Below are 21,905 nucleotides of genomic sequence, written 5' to 3' on the forward strand. Positions count from 1 at the left end.
CTGATTGTAATCTTTTATTCTATCTCTCTATAGTTTGGAATGAACTGGTATCTCCTTTTATGATACCACTTAACGTCCACTGTCCATCGATACCCACATAAGAAGCAGAAGCTAGCGCTAAAGGAATTTTCACTGGGAGTAGAAGGTATTCGAAGATTTGTTCATGAGGAATCGATTGAAAGAGTGCATGAATGTGTGCTCGGTACATTAGCAATGGAATCGGATCGTGTTGATCCGAGATTATAATGAAGTAGCTATTGTGTCTTCCTTGCATACTAAGGAAGTGCACGGATCACTTTAGTTGGTCTATTATCATATTCTAGCTATATATCAATTGGTTTACTTATAAGAATAAACTTGCTATATTGCATATATTGAGTATAGAAGTATATTAACTGCTTTTTTTGAACATCAGGGGTGTAAAGAATGGTTGAGTTTTTTGCTACATTGAGTCCAGTATCACAAGCATTATTAGGAACATTATTTACTTGGGGTATGACTGCACTTGGTGCTGCCTTAGTTTTTACAACGAAAACAATGAACCAGAAGCTTATGGATGGAATGCTAGGATTTGCAGGTGGCGTCATGATTGCTGCTAGCTTTTGGTCTTTATTGTCACCTGCAATCGAAATGGCGGGAAATGACAGTTGGCCCGCCTGGCTACCTGCCACAATAGGATTTATGCTTGGTGGTATATTTCTTTGGGGAGTCGATAAGGTTATTCCACACGTACATCCAAACGCAAAAATAAACACGGCAGAAGGCATTCATCCTGATAGGCGAAGAAGGAGTACGCTATTAGTCCTTGCCATTACACTTCATAATATTCCAGAAGGCCTTGCCGTAGGGGTAGCATTTGGAGCAGTTGCAGCTGGTTTTCCATCAGCATCATTAGCGGCTGCCATCACGTTAGCGATTGGAATTGGTATTCAAAACTTCCCTGAAGGTACTGCGGTTTCAATGCCATTACGGCGAGAAGGAATGTCAAGAAGAAAAAGTTTTATGTACGGACAATTTTCAGGTATGGTTGAGCCGATTGCTGCTGTAATTGGTGTGTTGGCAGTAACATTAATGGAACCACTTCTACCATTTGCCTTAAGCTTTGCAGCTGGAGCAATGATATTTGTAGTCGCTGAGGAAGTAATCCCAGGTTCACAAGAAAATGGTAACAAAGATCTTGCTTCCATGTGTTTAATGATTGGTTTTACTATCATGATGATTTTAGATGTGGCACTTGGCTAAATGAATGAAGTTTATGTAATCTAGGTCAAAGGAGCAATACATAGCGTATTGCTCCTTTGACCTTTTTATTTTGAGCATCGCCCAGTTATTACATTGCCCAAATGATTAAAGGTCGTAAAAGTTTGACACACATATTCGATATTGCTAATATGATAGCAATATAACATATTAGTCATTCCTAATATATAAGGAGGGGAAATGATGTTAAAAGTAGATGTTGAAACAAAAGTAAAGTTCCTACATGGATTTTCCCATAAAACTCGCATTCAAATACTCGAATGTATAAAAGACACCGAAAAAACCGTATCACAAATCGTTGCTGATATTGAAGGAAATCAGTCTAACATTTCCCAACACTTAGCCTGCCTAAAGGGTTGTGGGATTATTGTTGGAAGACAGCAAGGAAAATATATGTATTATAGCTTACGTAATAAGCAGATTCGTGACTTATTGTCCATGTTTGATGATGTACTAGTAGATGTTAAAAATGATGTAGCTACTTGTGAAAACCATATTGAAGCCGGTGATGTATAATGTCCGATAAATGTTGTAGTTCAGAAAAACTCAAAACTGAAGATACTCAAGCTTGTTGTAATAGTCATTCTGAAGAATTAAAGTCGGGGAAGGACAACAAAATTGAAAGTAGCTGCTGCAAGCAGCAATCCTTTCAGGAAATACCCTTAACTACTGAGAAATCATCTTGCTGTAATTCAGAAGATACAAAAGATGATTGTTGTAGTCCTCATGCATCGGATCCAGTACTTGAGGAAAATTCTACGTGTTGCAGTAGCTCCAGTGACGAGCGTAATCAAGGAAATCCAAGCTGTTGTGCTAGTCATGAAGACGAAGCTGTAAACCAACCCGATACTTCTATTCAAGGTGCAGCAAATGAATACCGTGTATTTGGCATGGATTGCCCTTCTTGTGCATTAACAATCGAAAAAGGCTTACGTGGTTTAAGTGGAATTCATGACGCTACGGTAAATTACAACACTGGAAAATTGCAGGTTGTTGGTTATGATAATTCTTCACTTGTAGAAGTAGAAGAGACCGTACAAAAGTTAGGTTTTACTGCTGAACCAATAAACCAAAATAAAAATATGAGAGCATACCATGTGGAGGGCATGGACTGTGGGAGTTGTGCTAAAAGTATTGAAAATCATTTAAATACAATTCCCGCAGTGAAAAGTGTAAGTGTTAATTTTTCAACCGGAAAAATGAAACTCGATCACGAAAATAGTGTTGAAGAAATCTTGTCAGAAGTCTCGAAAATTGGTTACAAGGCTTCCTTAATCGAAAACAATAATAACCTAAAAAATGAAACGAGACATTCTGGTGAATTCAAATCCATTATATTGTCGGGGATATTAATTGCGCTTGGTTTTGTTGGAGCGTATACCGCTTTGTCACCAGTTTTTTCAACGATGCTATATGCTCTCGCTATTGTTATCAGTGGCCACAAGCCTGCAAGAAGTGCTTATTATGCTATAAAAAGTCGATCACTGGATATGAATGTGCTCATGTCTGCCGCCGCAATTGGAGCAGCATTAATAGGAGAATGGTTTGAAGGTGCAACCGTTGTTTGGTTATTTGCACTAGGAACAACACTGCAGAACAAGTCTATTGAACAAACTAGGAAATCTATTCGGAATCTAATGGACCTCGCACCATCAGAAGCATGGATTAAAGCTGGTTCGGAGCTTATTAAGAAGCCAGTAGATGATGTGTTAGTTGGGGAGATTGTTGTTATTAAACCTGGCGATAGAATTCCATTAGATGGAGAAGTTATTCTAGGAGAAACAAGTGTAAATCAAGCGCCTATTACCGGTGAATCCATACCTGTCGACAAATTTACCGGAGATTCTGTATACGCTGGCACCATCAATGAGAGTGGGTCTATTGAAATTAAAGTAACCAAGCTGGTCGAGGATACCACTATTTCTAAGATTATTCATTTAGTTGAAGAAGCACAGGAGCAAAAAGCGCCAACACAGGCATTCATCGATAAGTTCGCTAGCATTTATACACCTATCGTATTTGCATTAGCATTAGCCATGATTGTGTTGCCACCTTTGTTTGGTATGGGTAGTTGGGGAGAATGGGTGTATAAAGGACTTGAGTTATTAGTAGTCGCATGTCCTTGCGCCTTGGTCATATCCACTCCTGTTGCAATTGTTTCGGCAATCGGTAATGCAGCCAAGAATGGTGTCTTAATCAAAGGTGGTACATTCCTTGAGAAAGCAGGTGCAATAAGCGCAATTGCCTTTGATAAAACAGGAACACTAACAGAAGGAAAGCCGAAAGTCTCAGACATCAAGGCATTAGCCACATCCGAAGAAGAATTACTCTCAATCGCCTTAACGTTAGAGGATTACTCGACACACCCGATAGCAAAAACAATTGCTTCCTATGCAAAAGAAAAGGGATTTCAACCTAAAAATGGTGAGTTATATAAGAGTATAGTTGGTAAGGGAGTTCAAGCAACCATTAATGGCGAGATTTATTATGCCGGCAATGTTAAGCTGTTTGAAGAACTAAATGTACCATTGAACACTACTCTGCGTTACTTACCTGAAATTCAAAGCAAAGGTCAAAGTGTAGTTATCATTGGTACGGCTACAGAAATATTGGGGATAATCTCTGTTGCGGATACAATCCGTAAAACTACTGTCAAGGCATTAAAGGGATTACAAAAGGTCGGAATTAAACAAGTAGTCATGTTAACCGGTGACAATGAAGGAACAGCAAAAATGATTTCAAACCAAGCCAGTGTAAATCGTTATTTTGCTGAATTAATGCCTGAGGATAAAGTGAATGCGATTAAACAATTACAAAAAGAAGGCTATCATGTAGCGATGGTAGGTGACGGGATTAACGATGCTCCTGCGTTAGCTACCTCCGATTTAGGAATTGCTATGGGTGGAGCAGGAACCGATACTGCAATGGAAACGGCCGATATTGTATTAATGGCTGATAATCTTGAAAAGCTGCCACACACGATAAAATTAAGCAGAAAAGCGCTAGCGATTATTAAGCAAAACATTTGGTTCTCTTTAATTGTAAAATTAATTGCATTAGTGCTTATCTTCCCTGGCATGCTCACCCTTTGGCTAGCGGTATTGAGCGACACTGGCGCCGCGGTAATTGTAATATTAAATGCGCTCCGTCTATTGAAAACCCAGGAATAACAATAAAAGAATTGCTATCAAATAAGCGAAATCCATTTAAAATGGATTTCGCTTATTATGTTACAACTTTTTATTCTTCATGTAATTTATCGACACATTCTACTTAATATTTATATAGCCATTTTGGGATAAGAATTCCTCAAGCTTACCAATTATCACCGGATTAAAAGCTAATTCCATCTTACGTACCTCTTGCTCAATTTCATCGTCTTTAATTCCAATTGCTTGTAAAAAGGCAACCAATATTCGATGATTACAATCCAATTGTTTTCCAATTTCTAATCCTTTTTCTGTCAGCATTATTGGTCCATAGCGCTCAAAGTTAACATATCCTGCTTTTCTTAACTTCACTACCATCTTAGAGGTTGAGGAAGCATATACATTTAATGAATTAGCTACCTCTGAAATGGTAGCATATTCTTTTCTATTTTCTTGTTTATATATTTCAAAAAGATATTTGTACCTTTTATTAGACACCCATTTTCACCTTCCTGCTTCTTAATCGCTTCATTACTTTCAAACAGAACGTATCCATCTTTACCCAAAAAAATAATTAATACTACCTGAATCGGACAATATTGGAATCTTTACCATTTAGGTTTAATAAATTAATAGAGCAAAGCATTTACTATGGATTGGTCAAGCTATGAATTTGTTTTAAGGTTTGTAATAACGGATAGTATGAAAGTTTATTGGAGGACTCTAATGTTTTTACTGCCTATTATTTTGTCATCACTTTGTACAAGTCTTGGTGCTTTACCAGTCTTGTTGATTAAAAACATCTCCCACAGAGGAAAGGATATATTATTAGCCTATACAGCTGGAATCATGGTCGCTGCAGCCGCTTACGGTTTAATACCAGCTGCTATAAAACTATCCAGCTTACCCATTATGGTAATTGGGATTTTAATTGGTACGTTGACCTTGACCTTGTTAGAAAGCCTAATTCCACATATCGACTTAGATCATTCACGCCGTTCAACAGACCACTCCGGCGTAATAGTCTTGTTCTTAATTGCCATGTCTTTACATAATTTACCTGAAGGATTATCCGTTGGGATAACTAATGTAACGGATAATCAAAACATTGGGACACTCGTGTCATTTGCAATTGGCTTACAAAATGTACCAGACGGATTCTTAGTAGCGCTTTTTTTAATTACGCAAAATGTAGGACGAATAAAAGCAATTCTGATTGCTAGTGTAACGGGAATAATAGAAATGTGTGCTGGCTTCATAGGCGTCTACTTTGGAGGAACCTTTGAATATATCGTGCCTTATGGTCTAGCATTTGCGGCAGGTTCATTACTCTTCGTTGTCTATAAAGAATTGATTCCAGAAAGTCATGGTGACGGAAATGAGCGAGCAGCAACTTTGGCATTCATTTTTGGATTCGTTACGATGGTGTTATTGACAGAGTGGTTTCGATAAATTCGATAACATATGCTTTCTGTAATACAGTAACCTAAAAAAAACCAGACACCTGTAAGAGGTGTCTAGTTCGTTAGAATTTTTTTCATAAAAGATTGTTAGTTAGACAAGCCTTCTATTATTGTATCAATATTCCATTTCATCATATCGATATAGGTGTCCCCATCTTCACCAGGCGCTCCTAATGAATCGGTAAATACTTTACCCATAATTGGAACATCGGTTTCTGCAGATACAGCTTCCATACTTCGGGGATCAATACTTGTTTCAAGGAACAATCCTTTTATGGCCTTTTCCTTAATAATATCTACTATTCTAGTTATTTGGTCTGGTGTACCTTGGTTCTCTTGGTTTATCTCCCAGATGTATTCTGCATGGAATCCATATGCTTTACTGAAGTATTTAAAGGCACCTTCACTTGTAACAAGGACCCGTTCTTCCTCTGGGATTTCATTGAATTGCTCCACAGCACCTTGGTGAAGCGCTTCTAATTTCTCCGTATACTCCTCAGCATTTTGTTTATAAATATCAGCATTATCGGGGTCAACTTCAATTAATCCATCCCGTGCATTTTCTGCATATTTAATGCCATTTGTAACATCTAACCAGGCATGTGGGTCTTCTTCTCCCTCGTTACCCTCGGAAGTTAAGTACATCGGTTCAACATCCTCACTCATTAAGAAAACCGGCGCATCATCACCGTCTTTTTCAGCAGTTTCCAAGAGTCTATCAAACCACGAATTCCCCGCCTCTAAATTCAAGCCATTATAAAAGATAGCATCAGCATCTGTTGCTTTTTGTACGTCTTCTGGTAATGGGTCATATTCATGTGGGTTCGATCCAATTGGTGCTAAACTATGAATCTCTACTAAATCACCACCAACATTTTTTACAATGTCATACACAATGGAGTATGTCGTAACTACTTGAACTTTATCTTCTCCATTTGCACTACTTGATGCATCCTCATCACTACATGCGGTTAATAATAAAGCAATTAGGGTAGTCATTATGAACATGACATGCTTCTTAAACATTCTATTCTCCTCCTCATTTCTTATTAGGCTAGTGATGCCCTTTTCTTTTTTGCTTTTAATGTTTTCCAAATTAATCCATGCTTTGGTGATAACAAGAATACAAGAATGAAAATGGCAGTAGCTGCTAAAACAATCGTAGCACCAGATGCAAGATTATAAGTAAAGCTAAAATATAGCCCAACGATTGATGAAATTACGCCAATTCCAGCTGCTAGAAAAATCATAATCCATAATCTTTCTGTTAATAGATAGGCAGCTGCAGCAGGGGTAATTAACATGGCAACTACTAAAACAATTCCAACAGTTTGCAGGGAAGCAACCGTAACCATAGTCAATAATGTCATTAAGAAATAGTGAATTAATCGAACGGGTAAGCCATATGCTGCCCCCATTGTTTCATCAAAAGACGTAACCAATAATTCTTTGTAAAACAGATAAACAGCAAGTATTACAAATATCCCAATTCCTAAGGTAATCCACATATCCGATGACCTTACCGCTAACACATTCCCAAACAAGATATGGTATAAATCGGTACTACTCTTTAGCATGGTAATCATGATAATCCCTGAAGCAAATGCCGCTGTAAACATAATTCCAATCGAGGTATCATGCTTTATTCGACTGTTTTGTGTCACGTAACCAATTGCTAAAGCCGTTAACACTCCTGAAAACACAGCACCAAAGAAGAAATTAATTCCTAACATATAAGAGATAGCTACACCTGGAAGTACTGCATGTGAAATCGCATCTCCCATTAACGCCATTCCTCTAAGTATAATGAAACAGCCAATTACACCACAGATAATTCCTACCATAATGGATGTTAATAATGCTTTTTGTAAGAAGCCATATTGCATAACTGCTTCAAGAAATTCCATTACAATGACACCCCCATCTCATTCATGAACGCAAATTGTCCTTTATACGCTCTTTCAATGATCTCCGGTTTAAATACGTCTTTAACGGGACCAAAACCAACTAACTCTTTATTTAATAAAATTAGTTGATGAAAATAATCATTTGCTTTACTTAGATCATGGTGAACGACAATTACCGTTTTCCCTTGTTGGCATAACTCTTTTAGTATGTTGACTATGGTTTCTTCACTAGATACGTCAACACCAACAAATGGTTCATCAAGAAAAAACAAATCTGCCTGCTGTGCTAATGCTCTTGCAAGAAAGACACGTTGCTGCTGTCCACCTGATAACTCTCCAATCTGTCTTTTACTAAAGTCTTGCATTCCTACACGCTCTAAGCATTGTAATGCCCAAGCTTTTTCTTGTTTCTTTGGACGTCTAAAAGGTTTCAAATGCGGATAAGTACCAAGTAAAACAGCGTCGATTACTGTAATTGGAAAATCCCAATCAATGTCATTTCGTTGCGGTACATATGCAATGTTCTTTCTAACATCTTTTATTGATTTTCCCAATACCTTTACTTCCCCTTTGTCTCTAGGAATAAGATTTAGCATTGCCTTTAAAAATGTTGATTTACCCGCACCGTTAGGACCAATGATTCCAACTAAATTACCTGCATCAACGGAAAGACTTATTCCTTTTACAGCCTCATTTCCATGATAGGAAACATGTAGGTCGTTTATAGATATTGCATGATCAACCATGAGAGACCTCTCCTTTTCTAATTGATATGAACGACTTTTTACCAACACCCTAAAATGTGATGTACAACTAATTTTATTTATTTATGCACTAATTTTTAATAACTAAAATAGTTTTGCCTTAGTTCAAATTATATGCGCCCATTTAAAAATGTCAACAGAATTATATAATTTTTTTCACTCTTACATTCAAACACTTAAAATAGATAAGCCATAATTTGGTAGTTTAATGTGGCTAGAAAGCCTTAAGGGGTAGGATTTCCATTAAAAAGTTTTTTCAAATGCTGTATTGTAAATTTTGTGATTAACGGAAGGATATTAATTGGAGGTGCTTTATATAAATGGGGTTGTCACGTATGATTGAAGAACGTTAAGGACATAAAAAAACGTTCAAGCGAGACTAAAGCTTGAACGTTTCTCAATTTAGTTATTAATAAACCGTATAACTAGCGGTATTCTATATTGCTCACCTTGATATGCTTTAACCGCCGCTATAATGGTTAACACAAGTGCAGCAATACCAACTATAAATAGCAATACAAAACCAATTAAAACGATCATAAGGATGCTACTTACAATACCGTAGATTGTGAATGAGATTAAAAAGTTAAAGTATTCTTTTCCGTGATAATCGACAAAATCGGAATTATCTCGTTTCAGCAGCCAAATTAAGAGTGGCCCCAAGATTGGGAACGGTAAACTTAATAAATATAATAGCATTGAAAATAAGCGATCGTCCTCTGTAGTTGCCATTTTATTCCCTCCTTAATAGATCTCCTATTTATTGTAACTTTAATCTACATCGCCGTCTACATCCCGCCAAACATTTTACTGAATTTTCTTTACAATTAAATAATCAAATTGATTTACATGCTATATTACCTATACCCTTTATCTAATTAAATTATTCCAGCAATCCGATAATAGACCCGCAGGTTAAAAGATTATACAGGAACAGAGAATTTATTCATTCGTTAAAGGGATTTCGTACTTTACTCTCGAATACTATTAGTAAGCTATTTCAAGGGGGGAAACCAATTTGATTACAATAAAGAAGGACAATATTGTAGAAGATTATCACGGAACACAAGTTAGCGATCCGTATCGGTGGCTGGAGGATCCAAATTCCGAGCTATCTACCCAGTGGAGCAACTGGATGACAAAACGCTCTCATACATATTTCTCTAAAACGACTTCACGTGACGCAGATAGAAAACGGCTAGAGGAGCTATGGAACTATCCGAAATATTTCGTTCCAAAGAAAGTGAAAGACCAGCTATACTTCCAGAAAAATGATGGGTTACAAAATCAGGCAACATTATATCGAAACGATTCTGATGGTGAAACGGTCATATTAGACCCGAATACATTAAGTGATGATGGAACTGTAGCCATGACGAATTACTCCTTTAGTAAAGACGGTCAATATCTTGCCTATGCAACTTCAACACATGGTAGCGACTGGCAAGAGATTCGTGTCCGTAATCTCATGACTGGTGAAGATCTCAACGATCATATTCAATATGTTAAATTCACAAGTATTACATGGTCACCAGATCATTCTGGATTTTTCTATAGTCGTTTCCCTGAACCAGGTAGTGTCGCGGAGGAGGACGAAAGCAACTTTCATAAAGTTTATTTCCATCAAATTGGAACTGGACAAGAAGAGGACCAACTCATTCACGAACAGCCAGAGGATAAAGAATTAATGTTTTCATCCTTTGTAAGTGATGACGACAAGTACCTTTGTCTCTATGTATATTTAGGAACGGCAACAGAAAATCGTGTTTATTTAAAGCCGATTGATTCAGATGAGAAGTTTACTCGTATTCTCGATAAGGCGGATGCTGAGTATCTATATATTACAAATAAAGATAACATCTTTTATTTTAAAACCGATTTCAATACACCTAATGGGAAAATCATCTCACTAGACCTTCATAATCCTGAGCCTTCAAATTGGCAGGAAGTCATTCCAGAACAAAAAGATGTCATGGATTATGTCCTTTTTTTGAACGACCAGTTGGTTATCGCCCTGCTTCATGATGCACATCACCAATTACATGTCTATCAACTTAACGGAAATTACTCCCATCAGATAGAATTACCGTTACTTGGTTCCATCACAGATATAACTCGCTCAAAAGAAGACAATGAAATGTATTTCGGAATTACTTCCTTCTTAAGTCCAACGGTGGTTTACCAATATAAAATGGATCAAAAGGAACTACAGGTTTTTGCTGAATCAGAATTACCATTTGATACATCTGCTTACGTTACGAATCAAGTATTCTATACATCCAAAGATGGAACTCGAGTTCCTATGTTTGTAACTCATCGTAATGACCTTAATTTAGATGGCGAAAATCCAGTGATTCTATATGGCTACGGCGGATTTAATGTTAATATGACGCCTTCTTTTAATCCAGCAATCCTTCGATGGATAGAAAAAGGTGGTATTTATGCAGTGGCCGTTCTTCGTGGCGGTACCGAATACGGGGAAGAGTGGCATCGTGCAGGGATGTTAGAAAATAAGCAAAATGTATTTGACGATTTCATCTCTGCTGGTGAATGGTTAATTAGTCAAAATTATACCCGTAAAGAAAAATTATCGATTATGGGTGGCTCTAATGGTGGATTATTAGTAGCAGCTTGTATGGTGCAACGACCAGATTTATTTGGTGCAGTTATCTGTCGGGTCCCCGTAATCGATATGTTGCGTTATCATAAATTCACCATTGGTCGTTACTGGATTCCTGAATATGGCAGTGCCGATAATCCGAAACATTTTCCATTCTTGTACGCTTATTCTCCACTTCATAATGTACAAGAGGGTGTGAAATACCCACCAGTTCTTATTGCAACAGCAGAAAGCGATGATCGTGTTGTACCAGCACATGCGAAGAAATTTGCTGCTACCTTAATGGAAAAAGCTGATACCGAATCAACGATTATTTTAAGACTGGAAGCAAAAGCAGGTCACGGCTTAGGAAAACCTACATCGAAGTTAATTGAAGAATGGGTTGATTTTTATGCATTCTTGGATATGGAACTAAACGAAAAATAAAAAGAGTGTCCAGGTACCTACCCCCCAAAGTTAGAGTAGAATACTAACTTTTAGGGGTAGATACCCATTTGGACACTCTTTCTTATTATTAATCCATTTCTTTTTTCTTATAAACAAATGCCGTTAAAATAGACGTTACGATTGCCCAAGCTACTAAGATACCCAAGTGGCTCCAAATGTCACCAAATCCTAGACCCTCTTCTACCTTATACGCAATTTCCACTAGCTGTATATTCGGAAGATACTCTACAAAGGCAAGTATGGGATATTGATCCACTAATGCCATTAGCATGGAACCAAAACCAAACAAGAAAATAACCGGTAAAATGATTACAGAAGCTTCTACAACTGTTCGAGACAACAAGCCCAGTATTGTTCCTAATGCTAGGTAGAATAATACCGAAACAATAATAGCAATTGCTATTATACTAATGTTTGTCGGACTATATCCAGTAATCATCGCACATAATACAATGGTTACTACCGTCAGGATAAAACTCACCAAGCTCTTACCTGTTAGAATTTCTGTCAGGGAAGCTGGTGACAGCATCAAGCTTCTCAATGTATGCTTTTCCTTCTCCTCCGCAATCACAGCACACTGAATAAATGCCGTTACGGACGATAATGCTAGATTAATAATTAAATAGTGCAATTCAATCGTTACTTCACCAATTCTGGAATATAGAAATGCCATTATGATTGGCAGGATAATAATCGAGCTTACAAAATAGTTTTTGGTTACATCCTTTAAATCCTTTTGAAAAATTGCATAGATTCGTTTCATTGAAAATGTCATACTAGTTCCCTCCCTGTAATGTCTACGAAAATATCTCCTAACGTAGGCTCGTTAGAATGAATGGAAACAATTTGATTACTAGACATGTATTGGTAGACCTCGTCTGCTCCCTCTGTTCCGCCAGGTAAATTTATTATATTTCCATCCTTCAGCTCTATTGTTATACTACCATCTGCATATTGTCTGCGAAGTGCCTTTGGTTCACCCAACAATTGTATTTTTCCTTTGTTTAGGAAAGCAACACGGTCACATAATGTTTCAGCTTCACTCATATCATGGGTAGTCAAAAAGATTGTTGTCCCCTTCTCATTTAAGCGACGAAGCCCCTCATGAATTTGCTTAGAGTTTGCTGGGTCAAGTGCAGATGTTGGTTCATCTAAGAACAATAGCTCTGGTTCATGAAGTAGCGTTCTTGCTAACAATACACGCTGTAGCATTCCTTTGGATAACTTCGAGACAACCTTTTTCGTTTCACCAGAAAGGTTCACCAGATCTAATACTTCATCCATTCTTTTTTTCGGAACATCATATAAATCACAGTATAGCTTCAGATTCTCTTCTACAGAAAGGCGTTGGTATAATCCGCTATTATCAGATAAGACTCCAATTCTTCTTCGATAAGACCCATTCGTAAGCGAGGTACTAGGTACACCAAACACCTCTGCCTCACCTGAAGTTTGCTGTAATTGTGCTGTTAATATTTTTATGGTAGTCGTTTTACCGGATCCACTTGGACCTAAAAATCCAAACGTCTCTCCTTTTTTAACATTAAAATTTACATTTTCTAATGCAGTTTGATTGCCAAATACCTTCGCTAAATTTTTTACTTCTATTATTTTTTCCATTTTACTCCCCCGTGCTGAACTTATTTCTTACACTCTTAGAATAGGGGATTATCAGGCTTTTCACAGCATATTTTCCTTGAAAAGCGCAAAATTCAGGTTGAATGGCGCTTATTTAAGCCCCAACATTTCCTTTAATTGTGTCATTTTTGTTTTAGAAAGTGGAATGGTAGACTTTGGTTTATCATCCAAGACCAAACTGTAACTATTTCTAGTCCAAGTAATCACTTCCCGAACCTTTTGGAGATTTACAATGTATGAACGATGACAGCGAAAAAAACCATAAGGCTTTAATCGGTCCTCCAATTCATTTAATGTAAATACACTCGGAAATGACTCTCCTTTTATATAAACATGTGATTGACCATCATTGCTTTCAATATAATCGATTTCGGGAGGATCAAATAAGATAATCTTTTCATTTACTTTCGTAGGAACTTTATTAAAGTTAAAGGCTGTCGGGATAGCTTCCTCTTGCTCCACAACTTTGGGCTCAGATTCATTTTCTTTTTCATCTTCCATTTCAATTTTATGTATGCCGTCCTCATTTAAGCGATAGACACTATCTGCTATTGTAATAGCACTTTCCATTATTCCAGTTAACACTAAGACCCCTTTTTGCTCTCTTTTTAAATACTCTAAAATATTTAAGAATACACGTTTTGTTTCCACATCCACATTTAAATCAGGCTCTTCAAAAATAAATAATGTTGGGTTTTTAAGTAGTAATTGAGCAAAATGTACGCGTCTTTTCTCGGAATAGGTTAGTTTATTCACCTTCTTGCTTCTTAAAGTCCCTAGTTGTGTTAATTGTAAAACTTGGTCCATATCAAGTTCAGAGGCATAGAGCTGCTTGAAAAATTTAATATGGTCCATCACGGTTAGCCGATCATATAACCCTTGGTCAAAGAAACAAATTCCGATCTGTTTTTCGTGTAATCGCTTATGTTGTGTAATATTTTCTCCTGAGACTAGTATACTTCCATTTGAAATTGGCACCTTACCTAACAGCATATTGAGCAAGGCGACTCGTATATTAAGGCTAGAGTGAATCGCTGCCACTTCACTCGAAGCCAAATCAAAATGAAATGCAGAAAACAACAATACATCCTTTTCGTGCTTTTCTAAATCACGTATCGATAAAACATTCATTTCATCACAATCCTCTGTTCGTAATCATCATGTTTGCTAAGCTTTATTCTTCTTATGCAATTCTATCAAAATATCATTATGAGTATATCGTTATAATGTTATCGTTAATATTCCATATTTTCTAGCTTTTTTTATAACTTTTTTCCATAAAAAAAGATGACAAAGCTTAGTTTGTCATCTTCCTTACGATTCTTTTCTAGAAATACCATTCGTTAAGATCTCTATAATCCATTCAATTTCTTCATCATCCCAATCGGCGTCTGGAATAACAATATATCTAGAAATGATATAGGAGAATATGGATGAGCCCACTATACGAATAATAGTATCTGGGTTCGTATCGATTAGCTGTCCCTTCGCTTGAAAATGGCGAACAGTTTCTCTTAGCTTCTCAAATACATCCTTTCCAATATGTTCAATAAATTGCTTCTTTAAATCCTCATGGAACGGTAATTCCTGAATAAGAATCCGTAATAGAGGTGTATTGTTTTTTACAAACTTAATTCGATTTTGAATCATCGCACGGATAAAATCTTGAAAAGTGTCAAATTCTTTATCTAGCACCTTATTAAAATCCCTCTTAAAAACTGGCCCCAGAATCTTAATCATGGTTGGCGATACAATCGTCAGTAATAATTCTTTTTTAGATTTATAGTGTCGGAATATTGTTCCCTCTGCAACGCCAGCTTTTTTGGCAATTTCACTAGTAGAAGTTCCAGCATACCCTTTTTCAGCAAACAATTCCGTTGCGGCAGCTAAGATACCTCTTTGTTTTTCTGTTAGATTTTGTTCATCATTAAACAACGTTTATCTCCTCTAATCTTCCTGTATGGATAAGCTACTATTGTTATGATACGGCAATCTTATAAAACGATGCAATTAATAGAAGCATTAGATTTTCCGGTACTTTCGAAGTGCAAGAATATTTAACACCATAAACAAAAGTGAGAAGCTAAATAAAATAATAATTTCCATCAGAATGTCTTCCAGACCATTTCCCCTTACCATAATATCCCGCAATGCTTCAGCGGCATAATATAACGGGGTAAAAGGTCCAATCCAGCTCAACCAATTTGAAATGGTTTCTAAATTAAACAATCCAGAAAAGAATACTTGTGGTACAACAATAACTGGAATAAATTGAATCATTTGTAACTCATTGTTTGCAAACGACGAAATTAATATCCCCAATGTAAGTGCTGTGAACGCTAATGCTAAGATAACGAGTAAGACTAAAAGGAATGAACCCTCCATCATCATATCTAATACATAAACAGCGTACGCAGCAATAATAGTGGATTGAATCATGGTTACAATTCCGAAGCCAAACACATAACCTAATACAATTTCCCACTTACGCAATGGGGTAGCTAACAGCCTCTCCAATGTTCCTGTTGATCGTTCCCGAATAAACGAGACACCTGCAATAATAAAAACAAAGAAGAATACAAAAAAACCTAACAGTACTGGACCAAAATAATCAAACTGTCCCATTTCACTTGAACCGTGAAGATAATGAACCTGTGACTCAACCGATTTAATACTACCCGCTTCTTGTAGGGAGGAAAATGTAGCTTGAATCCATTTTAATGTCGCACCATTAACAGTTGGGTCACTTCCCTCCAAATAAATAATAGGTTGTTGCTTTTCTAACGTAACATAGCCATCTATCTCTCGTTCAGATAGATCCGCTTCGGCATCTGCCAGCACATCATAATACGTAATTTCTGCATTTTCTAAATCCAAATTCGAACTAATTTCTTTCGGTATTCCCACAAGCCCTACTTTTGGAACATAATCGTCTCCATCAAAGACTAGATGTAGCATCGTCAGTACGAGAATTGGTGCAAATAGCAGCATACCAATTGTTCGTTTATCTCGAATAATTTGTCTAAGTATTCGTATTGTTAAAGCCCTAAGCCTCATGTGCCACACCTCCATAGACAAGAAACGCTTCTTCAATTGATTCTGTATTAGTATTTTTCTTTAATTCCACAGGAGATCCAATCGCAATTAATGAACCCTCTCGCATTAACCCAAGCCGATCACATTTTTCAGCTTCGTCCATAACATGTGTCGTTACGATTATGGTAGTTCCACCATTATTTAGCTGATAAAAGGCATCCCAAATTCTTTTCCTTAATACTGGGTCAATCCCCACAGTTGGCTCATCCAGTATTAATAGCTCTGGTTCGTGTAATAACGCAATGGCTAATGATAATCTTCGCTTCATACCACCTGAATAATCCGAAACTAGCTTATAAAGGTGATCCGTTAAATCAACTAATTGCATCACCTCGTTTATTCGTTCATTTTGTTTTTTCTTTTTTAAACCGTATAGGCTGGCGAAGAATTGTAGATTCTCCTTAGCAGATAAATCTTCATAAAGCGCATCCGATTGCGCCATATAGCCAATTCGATTAATGGTTTTTAAATCGGGCATCTTTTGTTGTAACACTATATTTTCGCCAGTCGTTGATACATCAAGACCGGAAAGCTCCTTTACAAGGGTTGTTTTACCTGCCCCAGATGGACCTAATAGTCCAAAGATTTCTCCTTCTCGGATATCAAGGTTTATGTCCTTAAGTACGACATGCTTTCCGAATTGTTTGGATACGTTCTTAATAGCAACACATATTTTTTGTTCTGCCATTTTTACCCTCCTAAGTGAGTGATTACTCACTTCTATATTACGACCCATATTGAAATTTGTAAAGTGAGTAATCACTCATTTGAGGTTCAACTCGTTCAAAATACGGGTGAAACGCCCATTCTTCATGAAAAAACTCCCAATCTAGTCGTTTTCCCCATATATTAAATGGAATACATTTTAAGGAGGAAATATAAATTGAATTATTTTGAACCACCTTATGACGATGAAAGGCAATTAAATTTACCTGGTTATTTATGGGGGCAATTCTTTGGTAACCAAGGTCAGTTTCCGGGCGGAGGACAGTTTCCTGGAGGAGGTCAGTTTCCAGGCGGAGGACAGTTTCCTGGAGGCTATCCCGGTGGGCAGTACCCTGGATTTCCTGGAGGCGGACAGACAGGAGGACAATTCCCAGGACAGCAGGCAGGTGCACCAACTACACCACCGCCATCATTCACCCCACAACAGCAGCAATTTCAAACTTTTGCAGTTGATCCAGGTGGAATAAGAGGCTGTCTTTACCGCTTCACTTATGTTTGGTTAGAGCGAGGCGGTTCCTTCTGGTATTATCCAACCTTTGTAGGAAGAAACTCAATTGCTGGTTTTAGATGGAGGAGAGGTCGTTGGGTATACTTCGGTATCGATTTAGACCGCATTGAATCCTTCCAATGCTTCTAATTAAGGTTTTTCGCTAGATAGATATAAACAATCGCATAAAAAAACATAATCCCTCCTTTTTTCATAAAGTATAGTGAAAGGAGGGATATTTATGGATAGACTAGCTGCGCTTTATTTAGCTACAATAGTAGCAGGATTTGCCTTAGCATTTGTTCCAACTTCTACACTTATTACAACACCAGTAGCAGACTTCTTTGGCATTGTTGGTGGTGTAGTCATTATCATTTTCGCATTAGCACTCCTGCATTTAGGCTTGAAGGCATTATTTAGCAGGCATTTCAAATAATGAATTGGACTCGTATTTAATAATAATATTTAATAAAAAGAGGCCTAGGGTCTCTTTTTATTTCTAATGAAACTGGTGGCTAGTTCATTACTAATCCATAAAGGAGAAATACGAATAGACTATTTAACATATGAGATTATCCAGCCTACCACTTTTATCCTTTCCTAACAAAAAAACACGGCTAATGCCGTGTTAACACCAATTAGTTATTGATAATTTCATTAACGGTTGATTCAACCTCTTGTCGAGACATTTTTTCTTTTCCACTTTTCAATACCTTTAATGTCCGATGGGCTAAAGCCAGTGGTATCTTACAAAACAGAATAATATTTTTGGTTTTTATGGACTTCATGTATTCATCTGCTTTTGATAAGTTATCCTCAGCATACTGGAACATATCATCTCTACTCCAATTATCCGGAAAGAACTTCACGCCCCGCTCCGCATCCTCTTCCTGATTACGAAGTACATTGACGGCCTGCAATCCTCTCCCATAGCCAATTGCTAATGTTGGATCTGTTTCTGTATTATCATACCAGTTCCAAATGTCCGATAACATTACCCCGACTAATCCTGCTACATAGTACGTGTAATCGTCTAAATCTTCTTTTGTTCTTATTTGCCAGTTTTTCTCGACCCAATCCGCCATTCCTTCTGCCATGATACTAGTAGATTCTAGCACTTTATCGACAATACTGTCTGGACAGAACTGAATCCAATCCCCTAATCGTTTGGTGACTTCCGGTAAGATTGACTCATGTGGTTCCAATAACTGTCTATAGCTATTCGTATCAAAATTATTCTTTAATAGTTCACTAGTTGATCGTAATAGATGTTGCTTTGAATCTGAATCCAGCTGTTCATGATCCTCTATCTCATCAATTGCACGCATACATAGATAAGCAGAAGCAACCGTTTTGCGTAGCTTTGGTTTTAAAAGCTTTATCGGAATATAAAAGGTTCTACTCGTCTGCTTTAACATATGCATTGCTTCTTTTTCTAATCTCACTACGTCATTCAAGCTGGTATATCCTCCTTTAAATCCTACAACATAAAGGTAAAGTTTGATTTGTGTGAAAGGGACTCCTCGAAAGAAACATGTACTTTCTTAGAATCCCTTTTCCCTTTATTTTTAATTCATATATTACTATTTTACGCTTGACTTTATTAAAGTATAACAAACTTTACAAGATATTGCCTGAATGAACTCATTTGCCCATTATTCGACTTCTATTGTTAATCGTTGACTAATAGCCTTTCCATCATCAGTATTATAAACGAGGTCACCTTTTAGCTTTTCACCAGCCTCGCCGTACACTTCCAGAACCTGTTTACCATTATTTCCATTGGAAGGATCTACTTCAATTTCAATCTCATATTCCGATAAATCTTTTATTCGACTATCCTTTGCCGGATCCTCAATATAGAGAACTGCAGTTCCATCAGGATTCGTATAGGCTGACCCGCTAAATCCGGTAGTAATGTAGTTTGGTATATCTGCTGTTGCATTTATGTATGTTCCTTCTACTAAATTACTCTCTATATTTACAACTACATAATCTTGGAATTTCTCTACTTTGGAGTTTATCCAAACAGCCGGGTTTCCTATATCATCTGGAATTCGCCATTTTGGTTCCGTAATGGCGAACGATTCAGATTCACCATTGATGACAACTGTCTTTTGAAACGAAGCTTTTGTAAAAGTAGCTTCTTCGTACGAGTCATAGTAAACCCTTGCAAAATTACCTGTAATTCCATCCTTATAATGATCCACAATTGCATCATCATATTGCGCATTAGCTTCAAAGGAAAGCTCTACATGCAAAAGCCCTTCAAAATCACCAGGGACATTTGCCTCAATCTCAAACGCTCCTGAATTTTCTACTTTAGTTTGTCCATCACCACCAATAATAGAGCCTTCTTCTGGTGAGATATCCAGTGATAATTGTGATTCAGGCATGAGGTTTGTTGTACCTTTAACCGTAATCGTATGATCAACTACTTCAACATCACCTTTAAACCATACATTTAATTCTCCTTGGTCTTTCGGTGCTTTCGAATCTTTTACTTCAAATGATACATCTTCCGATTCTTCACTATCATCCTCATTATTTTGATTCGCTGCTGTAGATTCCTCTTCTTCAGAATCTACCTTTTCCTCTACAGCTTCTTTTCCATCCGTCTTACCTGTTGTATTTTCTTCTTTATCCTTACAAGCTACTAAAAGAATAAACAAAATAAATACAGCTACTAGACTAATAATTTTACTAGATTGCTTTCTCATCATTCCAACTCCCATTCATAATAACATTCTTATAATAGGCATAGGACAAAGCTATCAGCAACAGGACTTTATACTCAATTTAGTTCATCATAATCCGTCATATTTCCTATGACTAAAACTAGAATTGGAATATTTCCCCTTCCTATTCTATAATAAAAAGAAAAAAGGAGTCCCAGCTTGATGAATTCTGAAAATCGTTTCATTAAATTTCTCGGAGGGCGTAATCTAGTATTTAGTCTGTCCTTATTAATCTTAATTGGGATAATGATATTCATTTATGACAAAATATCATTTGTTTTTAATCCAATTATTGTTGTTTTGTCTACCATTACACCTCCAATTATCTTAGCATTTATTGCTTATTATTTATTAAACCCTATTGTTGACTTTTTAGAGCGCCTACGCATTAAAAGAATTTGGGGTATTGTTATCATCATATTGGGTATTAGTGGTTTGTTAGCTGGGATTATTTTATTAACTGCACCTGCTATTGAGGCACAAGTAAAAGAATTATTCCGCAACTTTCCAAATTATGTTCAACAATTATGGAAAGATGTGACAACCTCGATCGAAAACTCTTTTCTCGGGCCATATTATGATAATGCTTATGATTGGGTTGTTTCCAACTTCAGTGATATACCTGGTATTGTTGGTTCTTATATCGGAAATGCATTTGAAGGGATACAAAATGTTGCTAGTACCGTAACCAATTTTGTTGTGGTTCTCGTTACATTTCCTATCATCCTGTTCTTTTTACTTAAGGACGGAGATCGTTTTAAGGCATATTGCTTAAAACTATTACCTCCTAAGTTTCGAAAGGATGTCAATCAAATTCTAGATAATATGGATGCACAGGTAGGCTCTTACATTCAGGGACAAATTATTGTGGCAACCTGTATTGGTATCCTACTATACATCGGTTATTTAATTATTGGATTAGATTATGCAATTACCTTAGCTATCATTGCAGCTATTACAAGTGTAGTGCCGTATCTAGGACCTACTCTTTCGATTATACCCGCAGCAATCATTGCGATAGTAGACTCTCCTTTTATGCTATTAAAATTAGCAATCGTTTGGGTTATTGTTCAATTCCTTGAAGGGAACTTTATCTCTCCAAACATTATGGGGAAAACCATGAAGATCCACCCGCTGACGATTGTTATCGTCTTACTTGTAGCTGGTAATCTGTTTGGAATTATCGGTGTCATTCTCGGAATTCCTGGCTATGCCATTTTAAAAGTATTAGTTGCTTACTTCTATAACAAATTTAAAGCACGCTATAATCGTTATTATGGTGAAGAATATGGTGCATATGCACAGGACCAACAGAGTGAAAATAAATAGTTGCTGAGCTTTCGTCTAACTGCATAAAAAAGTTCGTAGGGGATTAACCTACGTAGTTCAGATAGCGTGGAGAAAAAACAAAATATCGCGTTAAATTTCATACCAAAAAACATCTATATTAACACCTTATATAACAAACAAAAACGCTTGGATTTGGTACCGACCCCCGAAAGTTAGAGTGAAAATCTAACTTTCGGGGGTGTTTTTTATGGCTAAATATAGTGAAGAATTTAAAATAAAGCTTGTAACCGAGTATTTATATGGGAATCTTGGATATGGAT

General features: G+C 36.9%; 21 protein-coding genes and 1 pseudogene. 9 read left to right on the top strand and 13 right to left on the bottom strand.

The window, feature by feature from the left end:
• Positions 1-90: 90 nt before the first annotated feature.
• The 4 genes and pseudogenes from ABC228_RS16825 to ABC228_RS16840 all read left to right on the top strand — a co-directional run.
• Positions 91-246, top strand: a pseudogene (locus tag ABC228_RS16825) (polynucleotide kinase); the annotation flags it as partial.
• Positions 247-426: 180 nt separating this feature from the next.
• A complete protein-coding gene (locus tag ABC228_RS16830; RefSeq protein WP_345826339.1) occupies positions 427-1,242 on the top strand; it encodes a ZIP family metal transporter in 816 nt (271 codons plus the stop codon).
• Between the two features lie 201 nt (positions 1,243-1,443).
• Entirely contained in the window at positions 1,444-1,776 is a 333-nt protein-coding gene (locus ABC228_RS16835) for an ArsR/SmtB family transcription factor (protein ID WP_345826366.1), read from the top strand.
• Positions 1,776-4,430 carry a heavy metal translocating P-type ATPase gene (locus tag ABC228_RS16840; protein WP_345826340.1) on the top strand — a complete coding sequence of 885 codons (2,655 nt, stop codon included), beginning with the start codon at positions 1,776-1,778 and terminating at the stop codon, positions 4,428-4,430. The genes ABC228_RS16835 and ABC228_RS16840 overlap by 1 nt, the downstream gene beginning before the upstream one ends.
• 99 nt (positions 4,431-4,529) lie before the next feature.
• Here ABC228_RS16840 and ABC228_RS16845 read toward each other — a convergent pair whose 3' ends face one another.
• Positions 4,530-4,907: a metal-dependent transcriptional regulator gene (locus tag ABC228_RS16845; protein ID WP_345826341.1), complete on the bottom strand. Its 378-nt coding sequence runs from the start codon at positions 4,905-4,907 to the stop codon at positions 4,530-4,532.
• Positions 4,908-5,135: 228 nt separating this feature from the next.
• Between ABC228_RS16845 and ABC228_RS16850 the strand changes: the two genes are divergently transcribed.
• Complete coding sequence (locus ABC228_RS16850) at positions 5,136-5,861, top strand: ZIP family metal transporter (protein WP_345826342.1); 726 nt, start codon at positions 5,136-5,138, stop codon at positions 5,859-5,861.
• A 98-nt stretch (positions 5,862-5,959) separates the two neighbouring features.
• Here the strand turns inward: ABC228_RS16850 and ABC228_RS16855 are convergent, their stop codons facing one another.
• The 4 genes from ABC228_RS16855 to ABC228_RS16870 all read right to left on the bottom strand — a co-directional run bounded on the left by ABC228_RS16855 (position 5,960) and on the right by ABC228_RS16870 (position 9,275).
• Positions 5,960-6,898, bottom strand: a complete 939-nt coding sequence (locus tag ABC228_RS16855) for a metal ABC transporter substrate-binding protein (protein ID WP_345826343.1) — start codon at positions 6,896-6,898, stop codon at positions 5,960-5,962.
• Between the two features lie 23 nt (positions 6,899-6,921).
• The gene (locus ABC228_RS16860) at positions 6,922-7,779 is read right to left on the bottom strand and encodes a metal ABC transporter permease (protein WP_345826344.1); all 858 of its coding nucleotides are present in this window, start codon (positions 7,777-7,779) and stop codon (positions 6,922-6,924) included.
• Entirely contained in the window at positions 7,779-8,525 is a 747-nt protein-coding gene (locus ABC228_RS16865) for a metal ABC transporter ATP-binding protein (protein ID WP_345826345.1), read from the bottom strand. Before ABC228_RS16865 ends, ABC228_RS16860 begins: the two co-directional genes overlap by 1 nt.
• 420 nt (positions 8,526-8,945) lie before the next feature.
• Positions 8,946-9,275 carry a DUF4870 domain-containing protein gene (locus tag ABC228_RS16870; RefSeq protein WP_345826346.1) on the bottom strand — a complete coding sequence of 110 codons (330 nt, stop codon included), beginning with the start codon at positions 9,273-9,275 and terminating at the stop codon, positions 8,946-8,948.
• 286 nt (positions 9,276-9,561) lie between these two features.
• On the opposite strand from ABC228_RS16870, the gene ABC228_RS16875 reads away from it, so the two are divergent.
• Positions 9,562-11,589, top strand: coding sequence for a prolyl oligopeptidase family serine peptidase (locus tag ABC228_RS16875; protein ID WP_345826347.1), 2,028 nt, complete (start codon positions 9,562-9,564; stop codon positions 11,587-11,589).
• Positions 11,590-11,677: 88 nt separating this feature from the next.
• Here the strand turns inward: ABC228_RS16875 and ABC228_RS16880 are convergent, their stop codons facing one another.
• The 6 genes from ABC228_RS16880 to ABC228_RS16905 form a co-directional block, all read right to left on the bottom strand.
• On the bottom strand, positions 11,678-12,385 hold the full coding sequence (locus ABC228_RS16880) for an ABC transporter permease (RefSeq protein WP_345826348.1): 708 nt from the start codon (positions 12,383-12,385) through the stop codon (positions 11,678-11,680).
• Complete coding sequence (locus ABC228_RS16885; protein ID WP_345826349.1) at positions 12,382-13,230, bottom strand: ABC transporter ATP-binding protein; 849 nt, start codon at positions 13,228-13,230, stop codon at positions 12,382-12,384. Before ABC228_RS16885 ends, ABC228_RS16880 begins: the two co-directional genes overlap by 4 nt.
• A gap of 108 nt (positions 13,231-13,338) precedes the next feature.
• The gene (locus tag ABC228_RS16890) at positions 13,339-14,379 is read right to left on the bottom strand and encodes a LytTR family transcriptional regulator DNA-binding domain-containing protein (protein WP_345826350.1); all 1,041 of its coding nucleotides are present in this window, start codon (positions 14,377-14,379) and stop codon (positions 13,339-13,341) included.
• Positions 14,380-14,562: 183 nt separating this feature from the next.
• Positions 14,563-15,183: a TetR/AcrR family transcriptional regulator gene (locus ABC228_RS16895; RefSeq protein ID WP_345826351.1), complete on the bottom strand. Its 621-nt coding sequence runs from the start codon at positions 15,181-15,183 to the stop codon at positions 14,563-14,565.
• Between the two features lie 87 nt (positions 15,184-15,270).
• Positions 15,271-16,305: an ABC transporter permease gene (locus ABC228_RS16900; RefSeq protein ID WP_345826352.1), complete on the bottom strand. Its 1,035-nt coding sequence runs from the start codon at positions 16,303-16,305 to the stop codon at positions 15,271-15,273.
• Positions 16,295-17,032: an ABC transporter ATP-binding protein gene (locus tag ABC228_RS16905; RefSeq protein WP_345826353.1), complete on the bottom strand. Its 738-nt coding sequence runs from the start codon at positions 17,030-17,032 to the stop codon at positions 16,295-16,297. Before ABC228_RS16905 ends, ABC228_RS16900 begins: the two co-directional genes overlap by 11 nt.
• Positions 17,033-17,227: 195 nt before the next feature.
• Between ABC228_RS16905 and ABC228_RS16910 the strand changes: the two genes are divergently transcribed.
• Entirely contained in the window at positions 17,228-17,707 is a 480-nt protein-coding gene (locus ABC228_RS16910; RefSeq protein WP_345826354.1) for a hypothetical protein, read from the top strand.
• A 91-nt stretch (positions 17,708-17,798) separates the two neighbouring features.
• Positions 17,799-17,993, top strand: a complete 195-nt coding sequence (locus tag ABC228_RS16915; RefSeq protein WP_345826355.1) for a hypothetical protein — start codon at positions 17,799-17,801, stop codon at positions 17,991-17,993.
• 202 nt (positions 17,994-18,195) lie between these two features.
• Here the strand turns inward: ABC228_RS16915 and ABC228_RS16920 are convergent, their stop codons facing one another.
• Both ABC228_RS16920 and ABC228_RS16925 read right to left on the bottom strand, forming a co-directional pair.
• The gene (locus ABC228_RS16920) at positions 18,196-19,014 is read right to left on the bottom strand and encodes a squalene/phytoene synthase family protein (protein ID WP_345826356.1); all 819 of its coding nucleotides are present in this window, start codon (positions 19,012-19,014) and stop codon (positions 18,196-18,198) included.
• Positions 19,015-19,212: 198 nt separating this feature from the next.
• Positions 19,213-20,280, bottom strand: coding sequence for a hypothetical protein (locus ABC228_RS16925; RefSeq protein WP_345826357.1), 1,068 nt, complete (start codon positions 20,278-20,280; stop codon positions 19,213-19,215).
• Positions 20,281-20,457: 177 nt separating this feature from the next.
• Here ABC228_RS16925 and ABC228_RS16930 point away from each other — a divergent pair, with 177 nt between their 5' ends.
• Entirely contained in the window at positions 20,458-21,624 is a 1,167-nt protein-coding gene (locus ABC228_RS16930) for an AI-2E family transporter (protein ID WP_345826367.1), read from the top strand.
• Positions 21,625-21,905: the final 281 nt, after the last annotated feature.

The sequence above is a fragment of the Ornithinibacillus xuwenensis genome (assembly GCF_039614845.1).
In the GTDB taxonomy this organism is placed as follows: domain Bacteria; phylum Bacillota; class Bacilli; order Bacillales; family Amphibacillaceae; genus Ornithinibacillus; species Ornithinibacillus xuwenensis.

What these genes read in the sequence shown, in the direction of transcription:
- ABC228_RS16880 (WP_345826348.1), bottom strand. Translation starts at nt 12,385, where the DNA reads ATGACATTTTCAATGAAACGAATCTATGCAATTTTTCAAAAGGATTTA.
- ABC228_RS16840 (WP_345826340.1), top strand. Translation starts at nt 1,776, where the DNA reads ATGTCCGATAAATGTTGTAGTTCAGAAAAACTCAAAACTGAAGATACT.
- ABC228_RS16870 (WP_345826346.1), bottom strand. Translation starts at nt 9,275, where the DNA reads ATGGCAACTACAGAGGACGATCGCTTATTTTCAATGCTATTATATTTA.
- ABC228_RS16925 (WP_345826357.1), bottom strand. Translation starts at nt 20,280, where the DNA reads ATGATGAGAAAGCAATCTAGTAAAATTATTAGTCTAGTAGCTGTATTT.
- ABC228_RS16905 (WP_345826353.1), bottom strand. Translation starts at nt 17,032, where the DNA reads ATGGCAGAACAAAAAATATGTGTTGCTATTAAGAACGTATCCAAACAA.
- ABC228_RS16915 (WP_345826355.1), top strand. Translation starts at nt 17,799, where the DNA reads ATGGATAGACTAGCTGCGCTTTATTTAGCTACAATAGTAGCAGGATTT.
- ABC228_RS16900 (WP_345826352.1), bottom strand. Translation starts at nt 16,305, where the DNA reads ATGAGGCTTAGGGCTTTAACAATACGAATACTTAGACAAATTATTCGA.
- ABC228_RS16890 (WP_345826350.1), bottom strand. Translation starts at nt 14,379, where the DNA reads ATGAATGTTTTATCGATACGTGATTTAGAAAAGCACGAAAAGGATGTA.
- ABC228_RS16850 (WP_345826342.1), top strand. Translation starts at nt 5,136, where the DNA reads ATGTTTTTACTGCCTATTATTTTGTCATCACTTTGTACAAGTCTTGGT.
- ABC228_RS16855 (WP_345826343.1), bottom strand. Translation starts at nt 6,898, where the DNA reads ATGTTTAAGAAGCATGTCATGTTCATAATGACTACCCTAATTGCTTTA.
- ABC228_RS16930 (WP_345826367.1), top strand. Translation starts at nt 20,458, where the DNA reads ATGAATTCTGAAAATCGTTTCATTAAATTTCTCGGAGGGCGTAATCTA.
- ABC228_RS16865 (WP_345826345.1), bottom strand. Translation starts at nt 8,525, where the DNA reads ATGGTTGATCATGCAATATCTATAAACGACCTACATGTTTCCTATCAT.
- ABC228_RS16860 (WP_345826344.1), bottom strand. Translation starts at nt 7,779, where the DNA reads ATGGAATTTCTTGAAGCAGTTATGCAATATGGCTTCTTACAAAAAGCA.
- ABC228_RS16835 (WP_345826366.1), top strand. Translation starts at nt 1,444, where the DNA reads ATGTTAAAAGTAGATGTTGAAACAAAAGTAAAGTTCCTACATGGATTT.
- ABC228_RS16830 (WP_345826339.1), top strand. Translation starts at nt 427, where the DNA reads ATGGTTGAGTTTTTTGCTACATTGAGTCCAGTATCACAAGCATTATTA.
- ABC228_RS16885 (WP_345826349.1), bottom strand. Translation starts at nt 13,230, where the DNA reads ATGGAAAAAATAATAGAAGTAAAAAATTTAGCGAAGGTATTTGGCAAT.